Here is an 18651-nt window from a genome sequence, read left to right as displayed (position 1 = left end):
GATAGCTCCGTTTCTATTCATAATTACTCTGGCAACCGTTTGTCTACACCTTGCCAAATAGGAGATTGCTCAATTTCTGCCGCGAGTCTCAGTAACCAATCCTCTTTCCCCTTTGGAGCAGTAAACTGAACACCTAAAGGTAAACCTTCTTTTGTGACATGAACAGGAACACTCATAGACGGCTGTCCCGTTAGATTCGCTAATTGCGTAAATGGTGTATAGGTAAGGCTTTTGAGAAACATCTCGTAAATCATCTCTTGTTGTTTAGGCATATCTAGTTCAGACACCTTCAATAGGCTTTCCGTTTCTTCCTCTGTATGAGTGAGTTCTCCAATACGTGGGGCTGAAAAAGCAGTCGTTGGTGTCACATATAAATCGTACGTATGGTGGAAAGATGCCATTTGTGCGGCAGCTGCATCCCATGCATCAAGGCTTTCTGTATAGGCGGCAACTGTGACATTTTTCCCTGCCTCTGCGAGAACCCATGCTACTATTTCTGTTTCTTCCACTTTAACAGGTCTTCCAAGTGACCGTTCTAATGAAGTGAACAATGCTGACATTTCCCCACTGTTCATCACGTAATATTGCTCCATTAAATGAACACCATCGATTGATGGCTTCGCTTCTTTTATCTCATGTCCTTGTTCACTCAGCCACTTCACTGTTTGAAGAACTGCTTCTTTTGCCTCCTTACTCACCTTCGTTCCTACTGGGGAGTCCACACAATAGGCAATCCGCATGCGTGACGTACGCTTCACAAGGTCTTCAGCATAGCTTCCTGCGTATAATGGTGTTTGAAATGCTGCTTCCGGTTGAATCACTTGGAGCAAATCAAGGAGTGCGGCACTGTCTCGAACTGTTCTTGTGAGGGCAAAATCAATTGACGCACCTTGCCACTGTCTTCCAATCCCAGGTCCTACTGGGGTTCTTCCTCTCGTCGGCTTTAAACCGAATAAACCGGAAAATGAAGCTGGAATGCGTATGGATCCCCCGCCGTCACTTGCTCCCCCTGCTGGAACAATGCCAGCAGCAATAGCTGACGCAGTTCCTCCGCTAGAGCCTCCCGGTGAATGTTCTAAATTCCATGGATTCCTTGTTGGCCCATATAGCACTGGCTCCGTAATATTTTTCAGCCCAAATTCAGGTGTATTCGTATGTCCAATCATCAGAAGTCCCGCGTGTTTCAATCGCTGGACCAGATGAGAATCCGTTTTCGCCTTCAAATCTTTTAGCAACTGAGCACCTGCTGTTAGCGGTTCACCCTTTAACCCCTGTGAAATATCCTTTAGCACAAACGGTACACCCGCAAACGGCTGATGTGAGGTAAGGTGCTGCATCTCTTCCTTGACCTTCTCCTGTCTTGTCCGGACAACTGCATTCAGTACAGGATTCACTTGCTCTAGTCTTGAAAAGGCTGTATCTAACAACTCTTGTGGTGTCACTTGTTGATTTCGAACAAGCTCTGCCAGACCCGTTGCATCATATGTCATATATTCTTTTATATCCATCAGGCATGTCCCTCTTTCTATTATCAATATCTACTATTGTCTACTACATTTGCATGGAATTCAACGAATTCATCACGATAAAAAAGTTCGGTTTCTTCTATGAATCTTTTAACAACAAACCCAAATTCTCCGATATAATAAAGAAAAAAGACGGAGGTATCACACGTATGCACGGAATGCATGCCCTTAAAAAGCGGGCGTTTTTCATCATCGCCTTTCTTATGTTTTTGACAACAACTTCGCCTCACCATGCCTGGGCTGCTTCATCGACAAAAGAAACCGATGTCATTATCGTTTATAAGAATCAAAAAGGAAAACAGAAGGCGATTCATGCTAGCGATAAAGTACAGGCACAATACAAGCACGTTCCTGCTGTTGCTGTGACAGCAGACGAGAAGACAGTTTCTTCACTCAAAAAAGATCCAAATATCGCTTATATAGCCGAAAATACGAAAGTACAACTGTCATCTTCTGCTACAAAAAAATCGACCAACACAGCACAGGACAACCTATTTCAACAGTCCTATAACTTAAAGAAGCTAAACATCAAGCAAGCAATGAAGGACGGCGTTACTGGTAAAAATGTAAAAGTCGCTGTTTTAGATACAGGTATCTACCCCCACGAGGACCTCAAAATTACTGGAGGGAAATCATTTGTCAGCTACACATCCTCTTATTCTGATGATGTTGGACATGGGACACATGTAGCAGGCATCATCGGTGCATTAAATAATGATTATGGCACAATTGGGGTGGCATCCGATGTAAAACTTTATGCTGTCAAAGTGTTGAATAAAAAAGGCAAGGGTGATTTAGTTGACCTTCTTCGCGGAATCGACTGGTCGATCACCAATAAGATGGACATCATCAATATAAGCCTAGGCTTTGAGGAAAACATTCCAATTTTACGCGCTGCTGTTGATGAAGCCTATAAAAAGGGGCTACTCATCGTTGCAGCCAGCGGAAATGAAGGAAATAAAACACCTGTGATTTATCCTGCGGCTTATAGCAGTGTCATCGGTGTATCAGCTACAGACGCCAAGGACAAACTTGCCTCTTTCGCCAATACAGGGAGCTCCATTGATTTTACCGCTCCTGGTGACCAGATCATAAGCACATATGTCAATAATGAATATTGGTATGCAACAGGGACATCACAAGCAACACCGCATGTAACCGGAATGCTTGCTCTGCTGAAACAACTTCACCCAAACAAGACAAATGTTCAGCTTCGGACATTGCTTCGTAGCTACGCATTAGATCTCGGCACAAAAGGAAAGGACAAGCAATTTGGTTACGGTCTTGTTCGCTATGTCTCGCAGTCAACATTTACAAAAACGGCTGACACTTATGTAAAAAAAGCAGAGAAATCGAAGAAACAAGTAGATGTAGATCAAGCGAAGAAAAAGATTAGCATACTTGTAGCTAGCAAAAGTAAAACAGCGTTAAATAAAAGAGTGATTGCTGTCCAAAAAAACATCCATATCAGCTCGGCACGTGCTAAAGTCAAAACGGCTGAAACGAAAAAAACACAAGCAACCATCAAAAGTGCCCAAACAGCCATTAACAAGCTGGACACTGGAACTGAGAAGCAGAAGCTACAAAAACGACTTGATCAAGTGAAAAAACATGTCGCTTATCAAAAAAAGGTCGCTTCCGCAAAACAAAAAGTAAAGACAGCAGAAACCAAAAAAACGAAGAAAACAAAGGTAACTGCTCAAAGCGCAGTCAATCAATTAAAGGCTTCAAAAACAAAAACCACTTTACAAAAACGATTGAATCGCATCAAGGTTCGATAACGAGGAAATCTTCCTCGTTGAATGAGAAAAAGGAAGGACGACATGAGATCGTCCTTCCTTCTTTATGTCTTACACCCTAGCTTATCATGTGGACTGTTCCTTTTTTATGACAAAGCGATAGCTTTTTACATGCGTACCATTGTTCACAAACTCTTTGTCGTAAGCACGCTCAAAGCCCAATTTTTCATATAATCGAATGGCTGCCTGCATTTTATCAGATGTATGGAGATACATGACGTCCTCGCCCCACTCTTTCGTCATATCTAAACTTCTACGTAGTAATGTCTCCGCAATCCCTCTTCCTCTCACTTCTGGATCGACACCTAGAAAACGAACAATAGGAGAGGTGATCCCCATCTCAGGCTTGTCATATGCCTTTTCAGATGAACGGAACATTTGCAGTGCACCGACAATGTGACCTTCCCATTCTGCAACAAGCATGAGCTCTACATGAGGATTTTCTGCTGCTTCTGCCACCTTAGCAGAGTAATCACGCCAGCCTTCTTCTGTAAATTGCGGTTCATACTGTGCATATGATTTCACTAGAACTTGCCGAATTGCCTCTCCATCTTCAGGTTTTGCTTCACGAATGGTGATACCATGATTTTGCGTCATTTCAACGCCTCCCATATACTATATCCGATGATGATATTGAATCTTTATTCCTTTTAGACGAATTTCTTTTTCAACACTACTTATCCAATGTAAAGAGTCGGCTGATAAAGATCAATCATTTTGCTTATGGTGAATTTTCTTCTTTTCTTATTGAAAACAAAACCATTATTCATTATGCTGATGTGAGGATCATTTTCCGTATATAAAACAAACAGGAGCGTTGTCATCATATGAACTCATTATCTCATTCACAAGAAACCAGACAGGGTCGTTTTCTTCTTGCAGCCCTGCTAGGATCATTAACGGCATTAGCACCTCTTGCCATGGATATGTATCTCCCTGCTTTACCTAGTATTGCCCGAGACTTCCATGCGAACACGACACTATCACAGCTCAGCTTGATGGCATGTCTTATCGGCTTAGCACTCGGACAGCTCATTGCCGGACCAATCAGCGATACCATCGGCAGACGAAAACCGCTAATGGTCGGTCTTATGATCTTTATCGTTGCATCTATTTTGTGTACAACCGTCACATCCATATGGGCGTTTATTGCGTTAAGGCTTGTTCAGGGACTTGCTGGTTCAGCCGGGATTGTCATCGCCCGTGCCATTGTTCGTGATCACTATGAAGGATCGGAAATGACCAAGTTTTTCGCACTGCTCATGCTAGTGAATGGCGTTGCGCCAGCAGCAGCCCCTATTGTTGGCGGTCAGATTCTACGTTTTACCACATGGCAAGGAGTCTTTATTTTACTGAGCATTCTTGGAGCATTGATGCTTGCACGTGCCCTGTTTAGCTTGGAGGAAAGCTTACCTGTTGAACGAAGACAGACAGGCGGTTTTAAACAAATCCTTTCGTCCATGAAGCTACTCGCAAATGATCGTTTATTTGTCGGGTATGCTTTATCTCAAGGTCTTGTGTTTGCCGCAATGTTTGCCTATATTTCTGGTTCACCCTTTGTCCTACAGGAAATTTTCAACCTTTCACCACAAGGATTTAGTGCGGCGTTTGCTATAAATAGTCTTGGAATTATCACTGCTGGGCAAGTATTTGCTCGGGTTGCAGCAAGAATTGGTGAAGAAAAAGTCCTGCAAATCGGATTACTGATTGCCGCAACAGGCGGGATAACACTCTTTGTCATGATCGCAATGAATGCCGGTCTTTTTGGTATCCTCATCCCATTATTTTTTGTCGTCTCAAGTGTTGGAATCGTTGGTACATCCGCACCTTCTCTCGCGATGCAACACCACGGAGCAAATGCAGGAAGTGCCGCCGCATTAATTGGTGTAGCCCAAATGTTGCTCGGTGCTTGTGTTACACCGCTTGTCGGCTTAGCAGGCAGTCAAACTGCCTTCCCGATGGGACTTGTCATTATGATTTGTGATGTAGGTGCCCTACTTTGCTATATACTGCTCATTGCGCGCTTTAAGAAAACATCATAAGGAATGAAATTAGACCCGAATCTCACGTAAATCGGGTCTTTGTTTATTTATGCATAATCATATGTTTGAAACGTATACGGCTGTCTGAGATAGTCTCCAATTTCAGCTTTCCATACCTTGAAATGCTCAGTTTCTCTATGCTGAAGCTGATCTTCTCGTGAGTAATAGAATTCAGTCAATAAAAACAATGTAGGATTGTCCGTTTGTTGCAGTACATCGAACCGAAAGACACCCTCTTCTTGTTGACTGGCTGTCGCATTCTTTTCACATGCCTTCTTGAATGCCTCCACATCTTCTTCATTTATGTCAAAAAACACATGGACAATATGCAAAACCGCCTCGCCTCCTACCTTCTTTTCATTAGCTTGTCCAAAAACGATAGTCAATGAACCAGTCTCTCTTATATATTCACGAATCCTTCACCAAACACATCACGCACATCATGAACAACGACAAAAGCATCTCGGTCAATCTTCTTAATGATTTTCTTTAATCGCATCAGCTCTTGCTTTTGAATGACGGCATAGAGGATTTCTTTCGATTCCTTTGAATAATGGCCTCTTCCATTTAAAATGGTCACCCCTCGGTCAAGGGTATGATTGATTTCTTCTGCAATATCATCCTTGCATGTAGAAATGATGGTGACGGCTTTTTTCGTATTGATGCCTTCAATGACAAAGTCCATCACTTTCGTTGCTACGTAAAGCATCACAATGGTAAACATTAGTTTTTCCGCACCAATGATAAAGTAAGAAGCAAACACCACAATGAGATCAAAAAATAAAATCGCATAGCTCACGTTCCAGTCAAGGTACTTATTTGCAATTCTTCCTAATATCGCTGAACCGGCTGTCGTACCACCAGCACGCAGGACAAGACCAATCCCGACCCCAATAATGATCCCTGCAAATATAGCGCCAATAATCATTTCGTGTACGTTTACGACCCAGTTCGTCGTCAAATGTAAAAATAGCGAATTGCTTGCTACAGCAATGACCGTATAAACCGTTGTTTTTTTGTCTAAATATTTATAACCAACGAGTAGCAATATGGTGTTAAACACAAGGCTTGTCAGCCACGGGGAAATCTCAAATAAATAATAGAGAATAATGGATAAACCCGTTACTCCACCTTCTCCAAACTCAAGTGGAATGACAAACATATTAACGGCTGCCGCAAATAAAAATGAACCAATGAGAATAATGGCAATATCTTTCACTTGTTTTTTCATTCTAACCTTCCTCCTTTTTCGGCATATAAAAAACCCTCTTTCTACACGAAAGAAGACTGTCGATTCGCAAAAAAATAAAAATCAAAAGACTGCGACTGCGTCTTTTGACCCTCTAAGCATTCCGATATTTACTTTCCATAATATATATCTCTTTTTTCAGGCTGTCAATGACTTGGTTTTCTATTATTTCCGCTGCATTTTTATGCGTTCCATCCGTTGATATTTAAGGGTTTATCGCATTTTCCTCTCCTTGACAAAAACCCTTTAGTCATTTAAACTACTTCCGCATATAGTTTAAATAATCTGAAAAGGATGCTGCATTCATATGAATCCAATTCAAAGACGACTAAACGTACAGTCTCCTCTTATACTCGACGGCGCACTTGCCACTGAGCTTGAACGACAAGGCTGTGATTTAAATGATAGTCTCTGGTCTGCAAAAATACTCGTGGAACAGCCAGAAATCATCAAACAGGTCCATCTCGACTACTTCAAGGCAGGTGCCGACTGTGCGACAACCGCAAGCTATCAAACAACCATCGACGGTTTCGCCAAAAAAGGCTTCACAGAGAGAGAAGCCATCGAACTGATGAAACGATCCGTTGAATTGGCAAAAGAGGCGCGAGATCTTTTCTGGAATGATAAGACGAATCGCGTGGGGCGTTCAAAACCATTTGTTGCCGCATCTGTTGGTCCATACGGCGCTTATTTGTCTGACGGTTCTGAATACAGAGGGAACTACGGACTGACAGAAGAAGAACTCATGGACTTTCACAGACCACGTATTGAAGCGCTTGTCGAGGCAGGTACTGATATACTTGCTTGTGAGACAATTCCTAGCCTTATTGAAGCAAAGGCACTCGCTCGTTTACTTCAAAATGAGTTTCAAGGTATTTATGTTTGGCTGACATTTAGCGCAAAAGACGAAGCACATATTAGTGAAGGTGACCTCATCAAAGATTGCGTAAAAGTACTCCAGCCCTATGACCAGATTGCGGCCGTTGGCGTCAATTGTACACCACCACAATTCATTTCATCATTAATCACAGAAATGAAAAAAGGAACAGACAAGCCACTTGTCATCTATCCAAACTCTGGAGAAACGTATGACCCAGAGCAAAAGGTTTGGAATGGAGATCCATCAGGCAAAACCTTTGGTAGCTGTGCACATACGTGGTATCAGGATGGTGCGACCATCATCGGCGGGTGCTGCCGGACAAATCCTGAAGATATTAAGGGAATTGTTCAATGGGCTAGACAAACAACATAATCAAGAGCCTACATCACATCAAGACGAAAAAGGCGGGAAGACATGGAGCAACAAAAAGATCAGTCTCAACATTATCAACGAAAAATGACGAGCCGCCACCTGTTTATGCTTTCTCTTGGAGGTGTAATTGGGACTGGCTTATTTTTAAGCTCAGGCTATACAATTAGCCAGGCAGGGCCAGCAGGAACCATTCTTGCCTATCTCGTTGGCGCATTCATTGTGTATTTGGTGATGCTGTGCCTCGGCGAGCTATCTGTCGCAATGCCAGTCACAGGTGCCTTCCACACATATGCAACAAAGTATATCGGCCCAGGTACGGGCTACACCGTTGCATGGCTATATTGGCTAACATGGACCGTTGCCTTAGGGTCTGAATTCACAGCGGCAGGTCTCTTGATGCAACGCTGGTTTCCTCACACTTCTGTTTGGGTGTGGAGTGCTGTTTTTGCGATTCTTATTTTTTTATTAAATGCTTTTACAGTCAAGTTTTTTGCAGAATCAGAATTTTGGTTCTCTAGCATTAAAGTCATGGCCATTATTCTATTTATTATTCTCGGCGGTGCCGCCATGTTTGGTCTCATTCCGCTAAAAGGCAATGAAGCCGCTCCGTTCTTTTCAAACTTTACTGGAGAAGGTGGACTTTTCCCAAATGGATTTCTGCCAATTTTAATGACAATGCTTGCTGTCAATTTTGCTTTTTCAGGAACAGAATTAATCGGGATTGCGGCTGGTGAAAGCGTAAATCCAGATGAAACAATACCTCGTGCCATTCGGACCACCGTTTTGCGCCTTGTCTTATTCTTTGTTGGAACCATTATCGTGCTAGCTGGTTTAATTCCGGTTGAAGATGCTGGAGTCATCAAAAGTCCTTTTGTCGTTGTGTTTGATCGGATCGGGATTCCATATGCGGCCGATTTCATGAACTTCGTCATCTTGACAGCAATTTTATCTGCGGCCAATTCAGGGCTATACGCGTCATCACGTATGCTATGGTCTCTTTCAGAGGAACGCACATTACCTAAACAGCTTGCCAAGCTGACGCCAAAAGGGATTCCGCTGAACGCTTTAATTTTAAGTATGGTTGGAGGTTTCTTATCATTACTCTCAAGTGTCGTTGCACCAGAAACGGTCTACCTTGTCCTCGTTTCTATTTCAGGACTAGCTGTTGTTATCGTTTGGATGGGAATCGCCGCCTCCCAGTTCATGTTTAGGCGATCATTTTTACAAAATGGCGGACAACTGAGCGACCTAAAATTCCGAACGCCATTATATCCAATTGTCCCTATTGCGGCATTTCTTCTATGCTTGGCTTCCGTCATCGGAATTGCCTTTGATCCAAATCAACAAATAGCACTCGTTTGTGGAATTCCATTCATTATTTTATGCTATGTCGCCTATTATCTCACTGTCTATATCAGAAAAAAGAGAGAAGAAAATTTGAATTAGACGATATGAAAGGATATTTGTAGATGAATCAAAAAAAGCTAAATATAGCCTCATTTTGTTGTTTTACGATTGGATTATTATTATGGGCGCCTAACTTACTTTTTAGTTATGGCAGTCCCTTATGGTTGCTGAATTATGCAATCGGGCCTTTAGGAATCGCTCTAAGTATCCTAGGCAAAAACTATCTCCTTACTTTTCTAAATTTGTTCATCACTTTTAGTTTTTTTATTTTTATGTATGTAGGTTATCTGTTTTAGGACCATAATGATTAACGGAACCTGATGCTAGTGCATCAGGTTCTCAGGCTGTCGAGATTTTCTCGACAGCCTGAAGCCCTACGGACAGGGCTTTTTCTTTATTCATTTTTCAACCATTTACCTGGATGCTTTGGGCATTCTTTTTTGCGTTTAATAAAGTACACTATAGCTGTGATGATGACTACAGGTATCACAACAAAAATACCAGCACCGATAATTGTATTCCAAGGCATGTTTGCTATCTTCTACCCAAAGTATCCGTTTTCTGCGGTTTGAAAATCATTTGAGGAATTTATATGTACTGTGGTTGTGATACCCATTAATAAGGTAAGGCTTATTATCATAACTTTCAGGTGCTTCATTCAGTTTCCTCCATCCATGTCAATTTTTTGGTTTGAGATTCCAAACCTTCATCAAAATATTTTGATGCCAGTTTGTGATTATCCTGCTTTTTATAAAATCTTGCTGCCATGATTGACAATTCTGTGGCATCCGTCCAAAGTTTTTGAGTTTTCAGTACATTCAAAGCCTCATCAAGCTTGGTTTCATCATCAGATACATATATTGAATGTATGATGTTTAACTTAGCAATATACGCATTGTCAGATAGTTCATTCGCTAACATTAGAGACTCGTTGTACACATCCAACCCTTCAGCTGTTTTATCTAACTGGAAGAGGACACGTGCTAACATGTACTTTGTTCTCATATGCAAAGTTTTGTGTGGCTTTTTTAGTTCAATAGACAAGACATTTTGGAAAGAGTCCATTGCTTGCCGAAGCTTTCCTTGGCGTTCATAGCATATACCTAGGTTGAGATATCCTAGTGCTTGTGGCAAATCAAGGTTAGAATCTGCTGCTAAATTGATAGCATCCTTATAAGTGGATTCAGCTTGGACAAATTGGTTTAAATCCATTTTGTTTGAAGCGATCACCATTAGAGTAGTCGCTACCCGACTCTCTTGTAAATCTGCTGATTTAAAGCTTTCTAAGGCTTTTTTTGCATGGTTAATGGAGAAGTGACTTTGTGCGATTTCGTAGTAAGCAATTGAAAGCTGATAATTGAATTCAGCGCGTTCTAACTCGTCAGGAACGTTTCTCAGACGAGTCTCTGCAATATGGTAATAGTTGATAGCATCTGAAAATCTCTTCTTATAGAACTCATACATGCCATTGAAGAAGAAATAATAATACTGAATCATGTCATCCGTTTTCTGCTTCTCTTCAATGTCTATTTGCTTCAATAAAGCTTTTGACCCCTCAAACTCCTGCACCATCATTTTGTATCTGGAATCAATCAAGTTAAAGTATAATAAGACATTTTGGTCTTCTTCCATATTTTCAAAAGCTTGTACTATCTCGTTTCTTTTTTTTTCAGCTTTTAGGATATCTTGTTTTTTTATAAGTCCGTACCAATCACCGATCATCTTAGCAACAAATGGGCTTGCTACTTTCTCCGGCAAACAAACCTCCCCCTATCATTTTTCCCTTTATTTTCATTATCGCAGATCACATGACCTTTTTAAACAAATTATGTAAAAATAAGTAATGCGGCTTACCGCCAAATATGAAGAACCCTAAAGCAGAGGAAAATCCACCTGCGAAAGTGCTACTTTACTTTTTCGCGGTCTTTACTGGTTTTATCTACTTGATCCAGAATCTTAATAACCCTCTTATAAAAGCAGCCTGTTTCCTCTAGCTCTTCTCTTGAAACATCAATGACCAGAACCGGCTTTTTTCTGCCTAGGGATTCCACCAGTACAATATCACCTTGTTTAATAAGCCCCCTTAACCTCTTTGGTATATGCCACTTAAAAGGTTTAGGTCTTACCTTTAATTCACCATTTTGCTTCTTACAATGAAAGGCTGTAATCGTATTTTTTTCGTCCATTACATACACACTCCTATTCATTTTAATCTAAGGATATTAGAACTTTCACTTCAACCCAAAACAAGGTGTAGTAAGGAAATTCAATCAATGGTACGATATTGAAAAGATACATAAATATTCAATCCGTTAAAATACAGACAAATTGCACTTTAGGAGGGGTTTTATTTGTTTTTTGTGGGCATTGCGATTTTCATTGTGATCTTTATTTCAACTTTCACCATCGAGAAGAGCTTGAAAAACATCGAGCAGCAAAACAACACCATCATAGAACTGTTAAAAGAGCAATTGAACAATAAAAAATAGCTTGGAAAAACACGTAAGACAACCATATGGTCAGCTTACGGGTTTTTTAGTTTAGTAGTAATTTAACCTTGCAAACATCTTATCATTCTGTGCGTACAGTGTTAGAGTTCGAGACACCGAGTACAATCCCGTCTTATGTGTAAATTGGTTAGTAAAATCAGCTCTTGCGGCATGACTCTTCGTTTCGGTTTTCCGAGTTATTTTGAATTTCTTCTCGGAAACATTATACAAGACCGCATCTACAGCCTGTTTGTTGATTTTTGAGATACTGTCATATCCTTTAGAAACGGTACTTACTGTTGCCTCAAATCGTACATCCCAAATACCATCATGATATCTTGCTTTTACTCGGCAGTTTCTGTACCCCGACCCAGAGGTACAGGATAATTTTGTGACAGTTCCAGTAGCATAATCAAACGCTTGGAATGGAGGAGGTTCTTCTTCCCCTTCTTCCACTAAAAGCACGATGCGTGATCCGTCATCAAATTCAACATATTTCTCTAGATTATCTGTACTAACTGTTAACTGATCGGCACGCTTTGCTACTTCGCTTTCTTTTTGCGCGTCAACCATTTCCCCCTTGGCTACCTTTTGAGTGAGTTTTTCGGCAGTTTTTTCATCAATGCCGATTTTCATAAAATTCTCTTTTTGTTGCTGCAATTCTTCTTTTGTAATTGTGTTTTCACTTGCCTGAGATATTTCGGTATTTACAAAATAGAGTATACAGCCCAAAAGCAAAGTCGCAGCAATTTTTGAAACGATCTTAAAGTTTAACATTTCCCACTAACATACCCCTTTAATGTAAACGAATTATTATTATGTCATAATTAGGTATTATAGTATAGTAATCGAAACATAATGACACAAAAAATCCCTATCCAATTGGAAAGGGATTTTGTAAATATTTAATTGTTCCAGGAGAATCACCTAGAGCTTAGATACGTCTTTTACGCTTTTTTCGTTCCTCGTTTGCTTTAATTAACATTAAAGCCGATACCCCTAGAATGAGTAGCCCTATTTCATAGAGATTGATTATTACCTCTACCAACACATGATTCACCTCACTTTTCCCGCTTCGCGTTCCCTGTTTTTGGGAGGTCATCTTCTACTACATATTGATAATCTTTCTTATCTTTCTGTATAAAGGGTTTAAATAACCATACTATCAAGCGAAACATCATGATATTTATAAAAATCAGATTCACAATCCCTGTTCTATCTTTATTTTCAGCTACAATATTTGTTATCGAATCTAACTTAAAAGGAAGGTGAATATTATTCTCCGTTAATAACACAGAAAATAGTACAACGGCCACGCTAAAGATGTACGTTTTAAGCAACGTTTTTATTGGCTTTATACAATCATTCAAATAACCTTTAACATAAGTTGAGAAGCCCAATTTCCTTGCATATTTAAAAAAACGAATATCTATGCCTTCTTCAATACAGATTCTTTCGGCGTGTTCCCAGGCACTCCATTCATCATATAACATAATTAACCCGCAAAGCGGTCTTAATCTTTCTGCATTACGGCATTTATGAATGAACTTCTGAAAAGTTCTACTCCTTTTTATAGAATCATAATAATGTCCTAACTCATGAGCTAGTGAATGGGCTTGCCTATTGATTCCGCTTTCTGGATGAAGAGGCTCAATTATATAGTTGCCGATCACACTATCATCAGCAACATTTGTTTCAGATTTAAACGTATATTGATTAGGTGAATGAGAATTAGACTGGGAACCTGATGCTAGTGCATTAGGTTCTTTCAAAATTTCACGTTAACAATTTTTTAAAACGCTACATTATTTCGTTCAGTGACATGCTTCACTCCATACCATTTGACGCCAACTTTAGAGTACCTAGAATTTGTCATGGTTGCCGCCCAGCTGTTTAGCTAACAATCATAGGTGGATGTTCATTACGCCCGTCATCTTTTGGCACTTTTCCTGCATCCAACAAAAAACTCCCCCTCTTTTAAAGGGGAAGTCTTGTATTATTTCTTCACAACGACTTTGACAGCCTTGCTTTCTCTTTTTCTTATATCGGTAGCTGTCACATACAACACCGTTTTGGCTTTTTGCTTTTTAATCTTTGCTGAATAGACACCTTTGCTGTTTACTTTTACAGTGCTAATGACTTTCTTTGATTTATTTTTCACTTTGATCGTTAGACCTGCACCTGCCTTACCTTTGACTGCCTTACTTTGGACAGTGACTTTATTAACCTTTGGCTTTGCAGGTGTTTTTCCCTTTTTGACAACGATTTTGATGGCAGTCGCTGCCTTGCCTTTTGCTACTTTGACATGCAGCACTTTGTTTGTCTTCTGATGAGGAATGCTGACATTGAAATTGCCTTTCTTGTTAGCAGTCGTTTTACCAAGAAGCTTTTTGCCACTGTAAACAGACACCGCTGAGCCTGCTTTTGCTTTTCCAGTGACTTTTTGATGATGATCTTCAATTTTGCTGACAGATACATTGAGATCAAGTGCGCTTAATGCAGCATATATATTGAGTCTTCCATGTCCAGTCATCCAATCAACACCAGGGATTTTTGGGTCGTAAACTGGTTCATCGTTTAAATCATAATATTCAACATTTCCGCCATCTACGCTTTTGAACGAAATATCATTTGCCGTTTCTTGTAGAATTTTTTTCACTTGATTTGGCTTCAAGGTTGGGTTTTTCGATAGAATCAAACCAGCCGCAGCAGCTACATAAGGTGTAGCCATTGAAGTACCGCTTAAATAAGTAACGTTTCCATCAGGCATGAGGCTTGGAATATCAGAACCAGGCGCTGACATGCTAAGACCCTTACCAAAGCTTGAAAACTCGGCAACCGTATCCATTCGAGTACTTGCTCCAACAGACATGACATGTTTTGATGTCGCTGGGTATCCCATATCAGGAATCCCATCATTTCCGCTTGCCGCCACAATTAGGACATTCTTATTGGCAGCATAGTTTAACGCATATTCTATAACACGACTATACTCACCACCAAGGCTCAAATTGATGACCTTTGCTCCTTTATCCGCAGCATGTTTAATCCCAAGAGCAATGTGTTCTGTGTCGCCAAAACCCATTTCATCTAGCACTTTGATTGGAATAATGCTTGTATGCTGATTCAGCCCTGCCATGGAATAATGATTATCTGCTTCTGCTGCGATGATGCCAGCCACATGTGTTCCGTGTCCCTCATCATCAATCGCATTTTTATTACGCTCTATGAAGTTTCTACCTAAGTCTGTTCTCACTTTCCCACTTAAATCTGTTAATCTACTATCTACGCCTGTATCTACAACAGCGATTAGGTTTTTATTCATTTTACTAGAACCGATGAGTGTATTCATTTGTTCGAATTTCACATCGGCTCCCTTCGTTCCACTATTCTGCGCACTATTTTTCAATGGCCATTGGTATTTATACTGAATGTCTGTGCTATATGCCTGATAGGTTTTAACAGGTTCAGCAAATTCAACGTTTGGTAAGTTTGATAGTTTTCTCGCAGTGCTTTTAATGGTTGCCTTACTTGCTTTCATCGTCTTTCCACTTGTTTGTTGGTCAGCTGGAACATCATACACGTACATGCCCTTAAACAATTCGTTTGTCGATTGCTGGCTTACTTGCTTCTCTTTAATGCCGTAGCTTTTCATTTGTTTTTTTGACGATTGGAGCGTCTGACCATCTTTTAATTTAAAGATAATTTTGTTCGTGTTGATCTTTTGTTCTGGGACAAGCTTCTGTTTCTCAAGCACGTATCCTACAGATTTTCCTTCTAACTGATGAATGCCTACCTTCTTTCCGAAAGCTTGAATTTGTTTTTTCAAGTAGGATGGGCTTGTTTTTTCGATCATTCGATAAATGGCGGTCATCGCCTTCTGTTCTTTTGCAGTGACGATGTGTCCACTTGAAGCACCATTTTTCTCAATATCCTCAAGCAGTGGTTTTAATGTAAGTAGATGATTGTACAGTGATTGTTGCTCAGAAGGTTTCTTAAGTAGCTTTGATACGACAAATGGTTTCGTCTTGTCAAAAAGCCGAGCTAGCTTCTTCCCTTCATTGGTCTGATCCAATCTTTTGTCTTGGACAGTTCTGATTGTCTTCATGATAGAACGCCCATGTTTTTTTTGATCAATAATAATGAAAAATTCTTCTTCTTCAATAGGGAGCGGTTCAGACGGCGGTTTGTTTTCACCTTGATAACCGATTGTATAAGCTGCTTTTTCTACAGTCGTCTGATCTTGCTCTTCATCTTCTTCACCTAAATATTGCACCTTAATATAGTAAGGTCCCGTCCACGCGTGAGGGAGATGTAGTTCTGCCTCTCCACTTGCTGTATCCACTCTATATCGGATATACGTGTCATCCTTCACTGCTCTATCCTTACTTGGATATGCAGTAATTGCAAGGATTTGTTTACTTTTAATCTTGATTCGCATATGAGAATTTTTTGCGACTTCATTTGACGTTGGTGTGATGTTGTACCAAGATTCTTCCTCAAGCTTTGTGAATTCTCCAGAAATGATTCCACCATTTTTCAAACTGATCGCACTGTTGATGCCAGTTCCTTCACTTGCTGCTGAAGCCTGGTAAGGCGTAAAAGCTGCAAGACATAAAATCGCTGCCATCATCACGATGACAAGTGATTTAACTTGTTTTTTCAACATGAAAAGACCTCCTTTTCTTTGATCATACCTATGGAAGAATATCACAAAACGCAGCAAAGATGTATGGATTTTGAAGATAATTAAACTGGAATTAAGCTACGATTTGAGATGAATCGGTCCAAACATCGCAAAGCCGAAACCATTCATAAACTTTTTGCCGTTTCAAACGGAAAATCATTCTATTTAACACCTTTAAAAAGTGCATTACAATCAACTTGTAAGCGCTTAACAGAAAAGAAAGAGAGAAGGGATCAGCTTTGTTTCAAAAAGATCATGTTTTCACACAAGTTAACGGTCAATCAAAGAATGAGATTTTACAATACATTTCAGAGAAAGCTGAAAACCTTCATATTACAAACGATCCGGCGGGATTATTAAGAGACTTACTTAAACGTGAAGAGGAAGTATCAACTGGACTTCAACAAGGTTTTGCGATTCCGCATACAAAAAGCCAATCTGTCCAAGTAGCTTCTCTCCTTTTTCTAGAACTCGCAGAACCGATTGACTGGGGCAGCTTCGATGATTTGCCAAGCAGCTACCTTTTCACACTCCTTGTACCCGAGGATGAAGCAAATGTGACACATCTCAAATTGCTTTCAGGTGTGGCAACTAGCTTAATGGAGCCTGCCTTTGTCGACAAAATTTTACCTGGTCAAACAGCTGATTATTATTTCAATGTCATTGAACAACAGTTGAAAGAGGGGATCACAAAATGAGAATTGTAGGCGTTACTTCATGCCCAGCAGGTTTAGCACATACACCGATGGCAGCAAAAGCATTGGAAAATGCGGGAAAACAGCTTGGGCACGACATTAAAATTGAACAACAAGGGATTATGGGACAGGTCAATGGCATCTCACCTGAAGAGGCAAAGCAGGCAGACCTATGCATTATTGCCTCGAATCAACACATCAATGATGCCGAACGTTTTGAAGGCATCCCAACCGTTCGTGTTGACATCGGACGTGCGTTAAAAAATGCCGAACAAATTATTACGAAAGCGGTTGCACTTGTCGAGAAAAAGAAATCTGAATCTCAATAAACATGCGCAGTGCCATATAGAAAGGAGCAAAGTAGAATGAAAGCAAAATTAAAAGTAATTGAAGGCCATCTAATGACGGGGATTTCTTATATCCTTCCTGTCATCATCGGAGCGTCACTCATCGTTGGTTTGGCTAAACTCGTCGGTCTTGGCTTTGGTGTATCAGATTTAAGTGCGTATAAAGATGCAAGTGGCTTATTACACGGTGCCTATTTAATGGAACAAGTGGGCTGGACAGGTATCGGCTTAATGAACGTACTCCTTGCAGGGTTCATCGCCTACTCAATTGCTGATAAATCTGGTCTCGCGGCTGGTTTTATTGGCGGGGCTCTTGCTAGTTCCACAAATGCTGGATTTATCGGAGCAGTCGTTGCAGGTTTCTTCGCAGGCTATGTAGCTTTATTGATTAAAAAGAAAATCCAAATTCAAGGCTCTGCCGCAGGACTTGTTCCACTATTAATTTTGCCGCTCATTACTGTTGGCTTAACTGGACTTCTGATGTCTGTTTTAATTGGTGGGCCTCTTGGCGCATTGAACACAGCACTTATTGAATGGATTAAAGGCATGGTTGCTGATGGAACAAGCACAATCGTCCTTGCATTAATTCTTGGTGCGATGATTGGGTTTGACCTTGGTGGACCAGTAAATAAATCCGCTTGGATGGCAGGAAATGCCCTCTTTTTATCAGGTGTTTATCTTCCTGCGATTCTCGTTAATATCGCCATTGTCATTCCACCTCTAGGGTATGGAATTGCGACATTAATTCGCAAACGTAACTTTTCACCAACATTCAAAGAAGCAGGGCGAGGCGGCTTAGTGATGGGGATTATCGGGATTACAGAAGGTGCAATTCCTTTCACACTTGTCAATCCGCTTAAATTGATTCCACTTAATGTCATTGCTTGCGCTGCTGGTAGTGGAATTGCTGCATTATTAGGTGTTCATGAAATTATGCCGCCAATCGGTGGACTATATGGCTTCTTCTCTGTTGGAAACTGGTGGGCATACTTAATTGGCGCGATAACTGGTGCACTCATCATTGGTATTGGTGCTAACCTTCTAGTCAATTTTTCAGAGCGAAAAGAGCCGAATCAACCAAAGAATGATCAGAAGCAAAAAGAAGAAGACGATTTTGACCTTGTACTAGAAGGATAATTTGAAAAAAGAAAGGTGTCG

18 protein-coding genes are annotated in these 18651 nt (G+C 40.5%); 8 read left to right on the top strand and 10 right to left on the bottom strand.

The features are described from left to right. Positions 1 to 23: 23 nt before the first annotated feature. Positions 24 to 1508 carry an amidase gene (locus ACQKEZ_RS16430; protein ID WP_427302606.1) on the bottom strand — a complete coding sequence of 495 codons (1485 nt, stop codon included), beginning with the start codon at positions 1506 to 1508 and terminating at the stop codon, positions 24 to 26. Between the two features lie 167 nt (positions 1509 to 1675). Between ACQKEZ_RS16430 and ACQKEZ_RS16425 the strand changes: the two genes are divergently transcribed. Further along, the gene (locus ACQKEZ_RS16425) at positions 1676 to 3307 is read left to right on the top strand and encodes a S8 family serine peptidase (protein WP_427302605.1); all 1632 of its coding nucleotides are present in this window, start codon (positions 1676 to 1678) and stop codon (positions 3305 to 3307) included. Between the two features lie 84 nt (positions 3308 to 3391). Here the strand turns inward: ACQKEZ_RS16425 and ACQKEZ_RS16420 are convergent, their stop codons facing one another. Continuing rightward, positions 3392 to 3922 (bottom strand): GNAT family N-acetyltransferase, encoded by a 531-nt coding sequence (locus ACQKEZ_RS16420; RefSeq protein WP_427302603.1) that lies wholly within the window; start codon positions 3920 to 3922, stop codon positions 3392 to 3394. A gap of 230 nt (positions 3923 to 4152) precedes the next feature. Here ACQKEZ_RS16420 and ACQKEZ_RS16415 point away from each other — a divergent pair, with 230 nt between their 5' ends. Beyond that, positions 4153 to 5367 (top strand): multidrug effflux MFS transporter, encoded by a 1215-nt coding sequence (locus ACQKEZ_RS16415; RefSeq protein ID WP_427302601.1) that lies wholly within the window; start codon positions 4153 to 4155, stop codon positions 5365 to 5367. Between the two features lie 47 nt (positions 5368 to 5414). On the opposite strand, the gene ACQKEZ_RS16410 is transcribed toward ACQKEZ_RS16415, so the two are convergent. Then, entirely contained in the window at positions 5415 to 5753 is a 339-nt protein-coding gene (locus ACQKEZ_RS16410) for a putative quinol monooxygenase (RefSeq protein WP_427302599.1), read from the bottom strand. A gap of 14 nt (positions 5754 to 5767) precedes the next feature. Then, complete coding sequence (locus ACQKEZ_RS16405) at positions 5768 to 6598, bottom strand: YitT family protein (protein ID WP_427302597.1); 831 nt, start codon at positions 6596 to 6598, stop codon at positions 5768 to 5770. 325 nt (positions 6599 to 6923) lie between these two features. On the opposite strand from ACQKEZ_RS16405, the gene mmuM reads away from it, so the two are divergent. Both mmuM and mmuP read left to right on the top strand, forming a co-directional pair. Beyond that, positions 6924 to 7868, top strand: a complete 945-nt coding sequence (gene mmuM / locus ACQKEZ_RS16400) for a homocysteine S-methyltransferase (RefSeq protein ID WP_427302595.1) — start codon at positions 6924 to 6926, stop codon at positions 7866 to 7868. Positions 7869 to 7910: 42 nt separating this feature from the next. Further along, on the top strand, positions 7911 to 9314 hold the full coding sequence (mmuP, locus tag ACQKEZ_RS16395; RefSeq protein WP_427302593.1) for an S-methylmethionine permease: 1404 nt from the start codon (positions 7911 to 7913) through the stop codon (positions 9312 to 9314). A gap of 355 nt (positions 9315 to 9669) precedes the next feature. Here mmuP and ACQKEZ_RS16390 read toward each other — a convergent pair whose 3' ends face one another. From ACQKEZ_RS16390 to ACQKEZ_RS16380, 3 genes are all read right to left on the bottom strand, one after another. Further along, positions 9670 to 9804, bottom strand: coding sequence for a hypothetical protein (locus ACQKEZ_RS16390; RefSeq protein WP_427302592.1), 135 nt, complete (start codon positions 9802 to 9804; stop codon positions 9670 to 9672). 125 nt (positions 9805 to 9929) lie between these two features. After that, on the bottom strand, positions 9930 to 11033 hold the full coding sequence (locus ACQKEZ_RS16385; protein ID WP_427302591.1) for an aspartate phosphatase: 1104 nt from the start codon (positions 11031 to 11033) through the stop codon (positions 9930 to 9932). Between the two features lie 146 nt (positions 11034 to 11179). Continuing rightward, positions 11180 to 11461, bottom strand: coding sequence for a DUF5839 family protein (locus ACQKEZ_RS16380; protein ID WP_427302589.1), 282 nt, complete (start codon positions 11459 to 11461; stop codon positions 11180 to 11182). A 165-nt stretch (positions 11462 to 11626) separates the two neighbouring features. On the opposite strand from ACQKEZ_RS16380, the gene ACQKEZ_RS16375 reads away from it, so the two are divergent. Continuing rightward, positions 11627 to 11764, top strand: a complete 138-nt coding sequence (locus ACQKEZ_RS16375) for a hypothetical protein (protein WP_264010066.1) — start codon at positions 11627 to 11629, stop codon at positions 11762 to 11764. Between the two features lie 51 nt (positions 11765 to 11815). On the opposite strand, the gene ACQKEZ_RS16370 is transcribed toward ACQKEZ_RS16375, so the two are convergent. The 3 genes from ACQKEZ_RS16370 to ACQKEZ_RS16360 form a co-directional block, all read right to left on the bottom strand. Then, positions 11816 to 12541, bottom strand: a complete 726-nt coding sequence (locus ACQKEZ_RS16370) for a hypothetical protein (RefSeq protein WP_427302587.1) — start codon at positions 12539 to 12541, stop codon at positions 11816 to 11818. Between the two features lie 284 nt (positions 12542 to 12825). Continuing rightward, entirely contained in the window at positions 12826 to 13536 is a 711-nt protein-coding gene (locus tag ACQKEZ_RS16365) for a hypothetical protein (protein WP_427302585.1), read from the bottom strand. A gap of 224 nt (positions 13537 to 13760) precedes the next feature. Further along, a complete protein-coding gene (locus ACQKEZ_RS16360) occupies positions 13761 to 16433 on the bottom strand; it encodes a S8 family serine peptidase (protein ID WP_427302583.1) in 2673 nt (890 codons plus the stop codon). Between the two features lie 257 nt (positions 16434 to 16690). Here ACQKEZ_RS16360 and ACQKEZ_RS16355 point away from each other — a divergent pair, with 257 nt between their 5' ends. Genes ACQKEZ_RS16355 through ACQKEZ_RS16345 form a run of 3 tightly spaced genes read left to right on the top strand, consistent with a single transcriptional unit; the run spans position 16691 to position 18630 of the window. After that, entirely contained in the window at positions 16691 to 17149 is a 459-nt protein-coding gene (locus tag ACQKEZ_RS16355; protein WP_427302581.1) for a PTS sugar transporter subunit IIA, read from the top strand. Beyond that, on the top strand, positions 17146 to 17475 hold the full coding sequence (locus ACQKEZ_RS16350; protein ID WP_427302579.1) for a PTS fructose transporter subunit IIB: 330 nt from the start codon (positions 17146 to 17148) through the stop codon (positions 17473 to 17475). Before ACQKEZ_RS16355 ends, ACQKEZ_RS16350 begins: the two co-directional genes overlap by 4 nt. Before the next feature lie 36 nt (positions 17476 to 17511). Then, the gene (locus tag ACQKEZ_RS16345; protein ID WP_427302577.1) at positions 17512 to 18630 is read left to right on the top strand and encodes a PTS fructose transporter subunit IIC; all 1119 of its coding nucleotides are present in this window, start codon (positions 17512 to 17514) and stop codon (positions 18628 to 18630) included. The last annotated feature ends 21 nt before the right edge of the window (positions 18631 to 18651 follow it).

Origin of the sequence: Bacillus sp. NPDC077027 (assembly GCF_050269555.1) — a bacterium.
GTDB lineage: Bacteria > Bacillota > Bacilli > Bacillales > Bacillaceae > Bacillus.
Note: the sequence above shows the minus strand (reverse complement) of the source record. Positions and strands in the feature narration are given on the sequence as shown.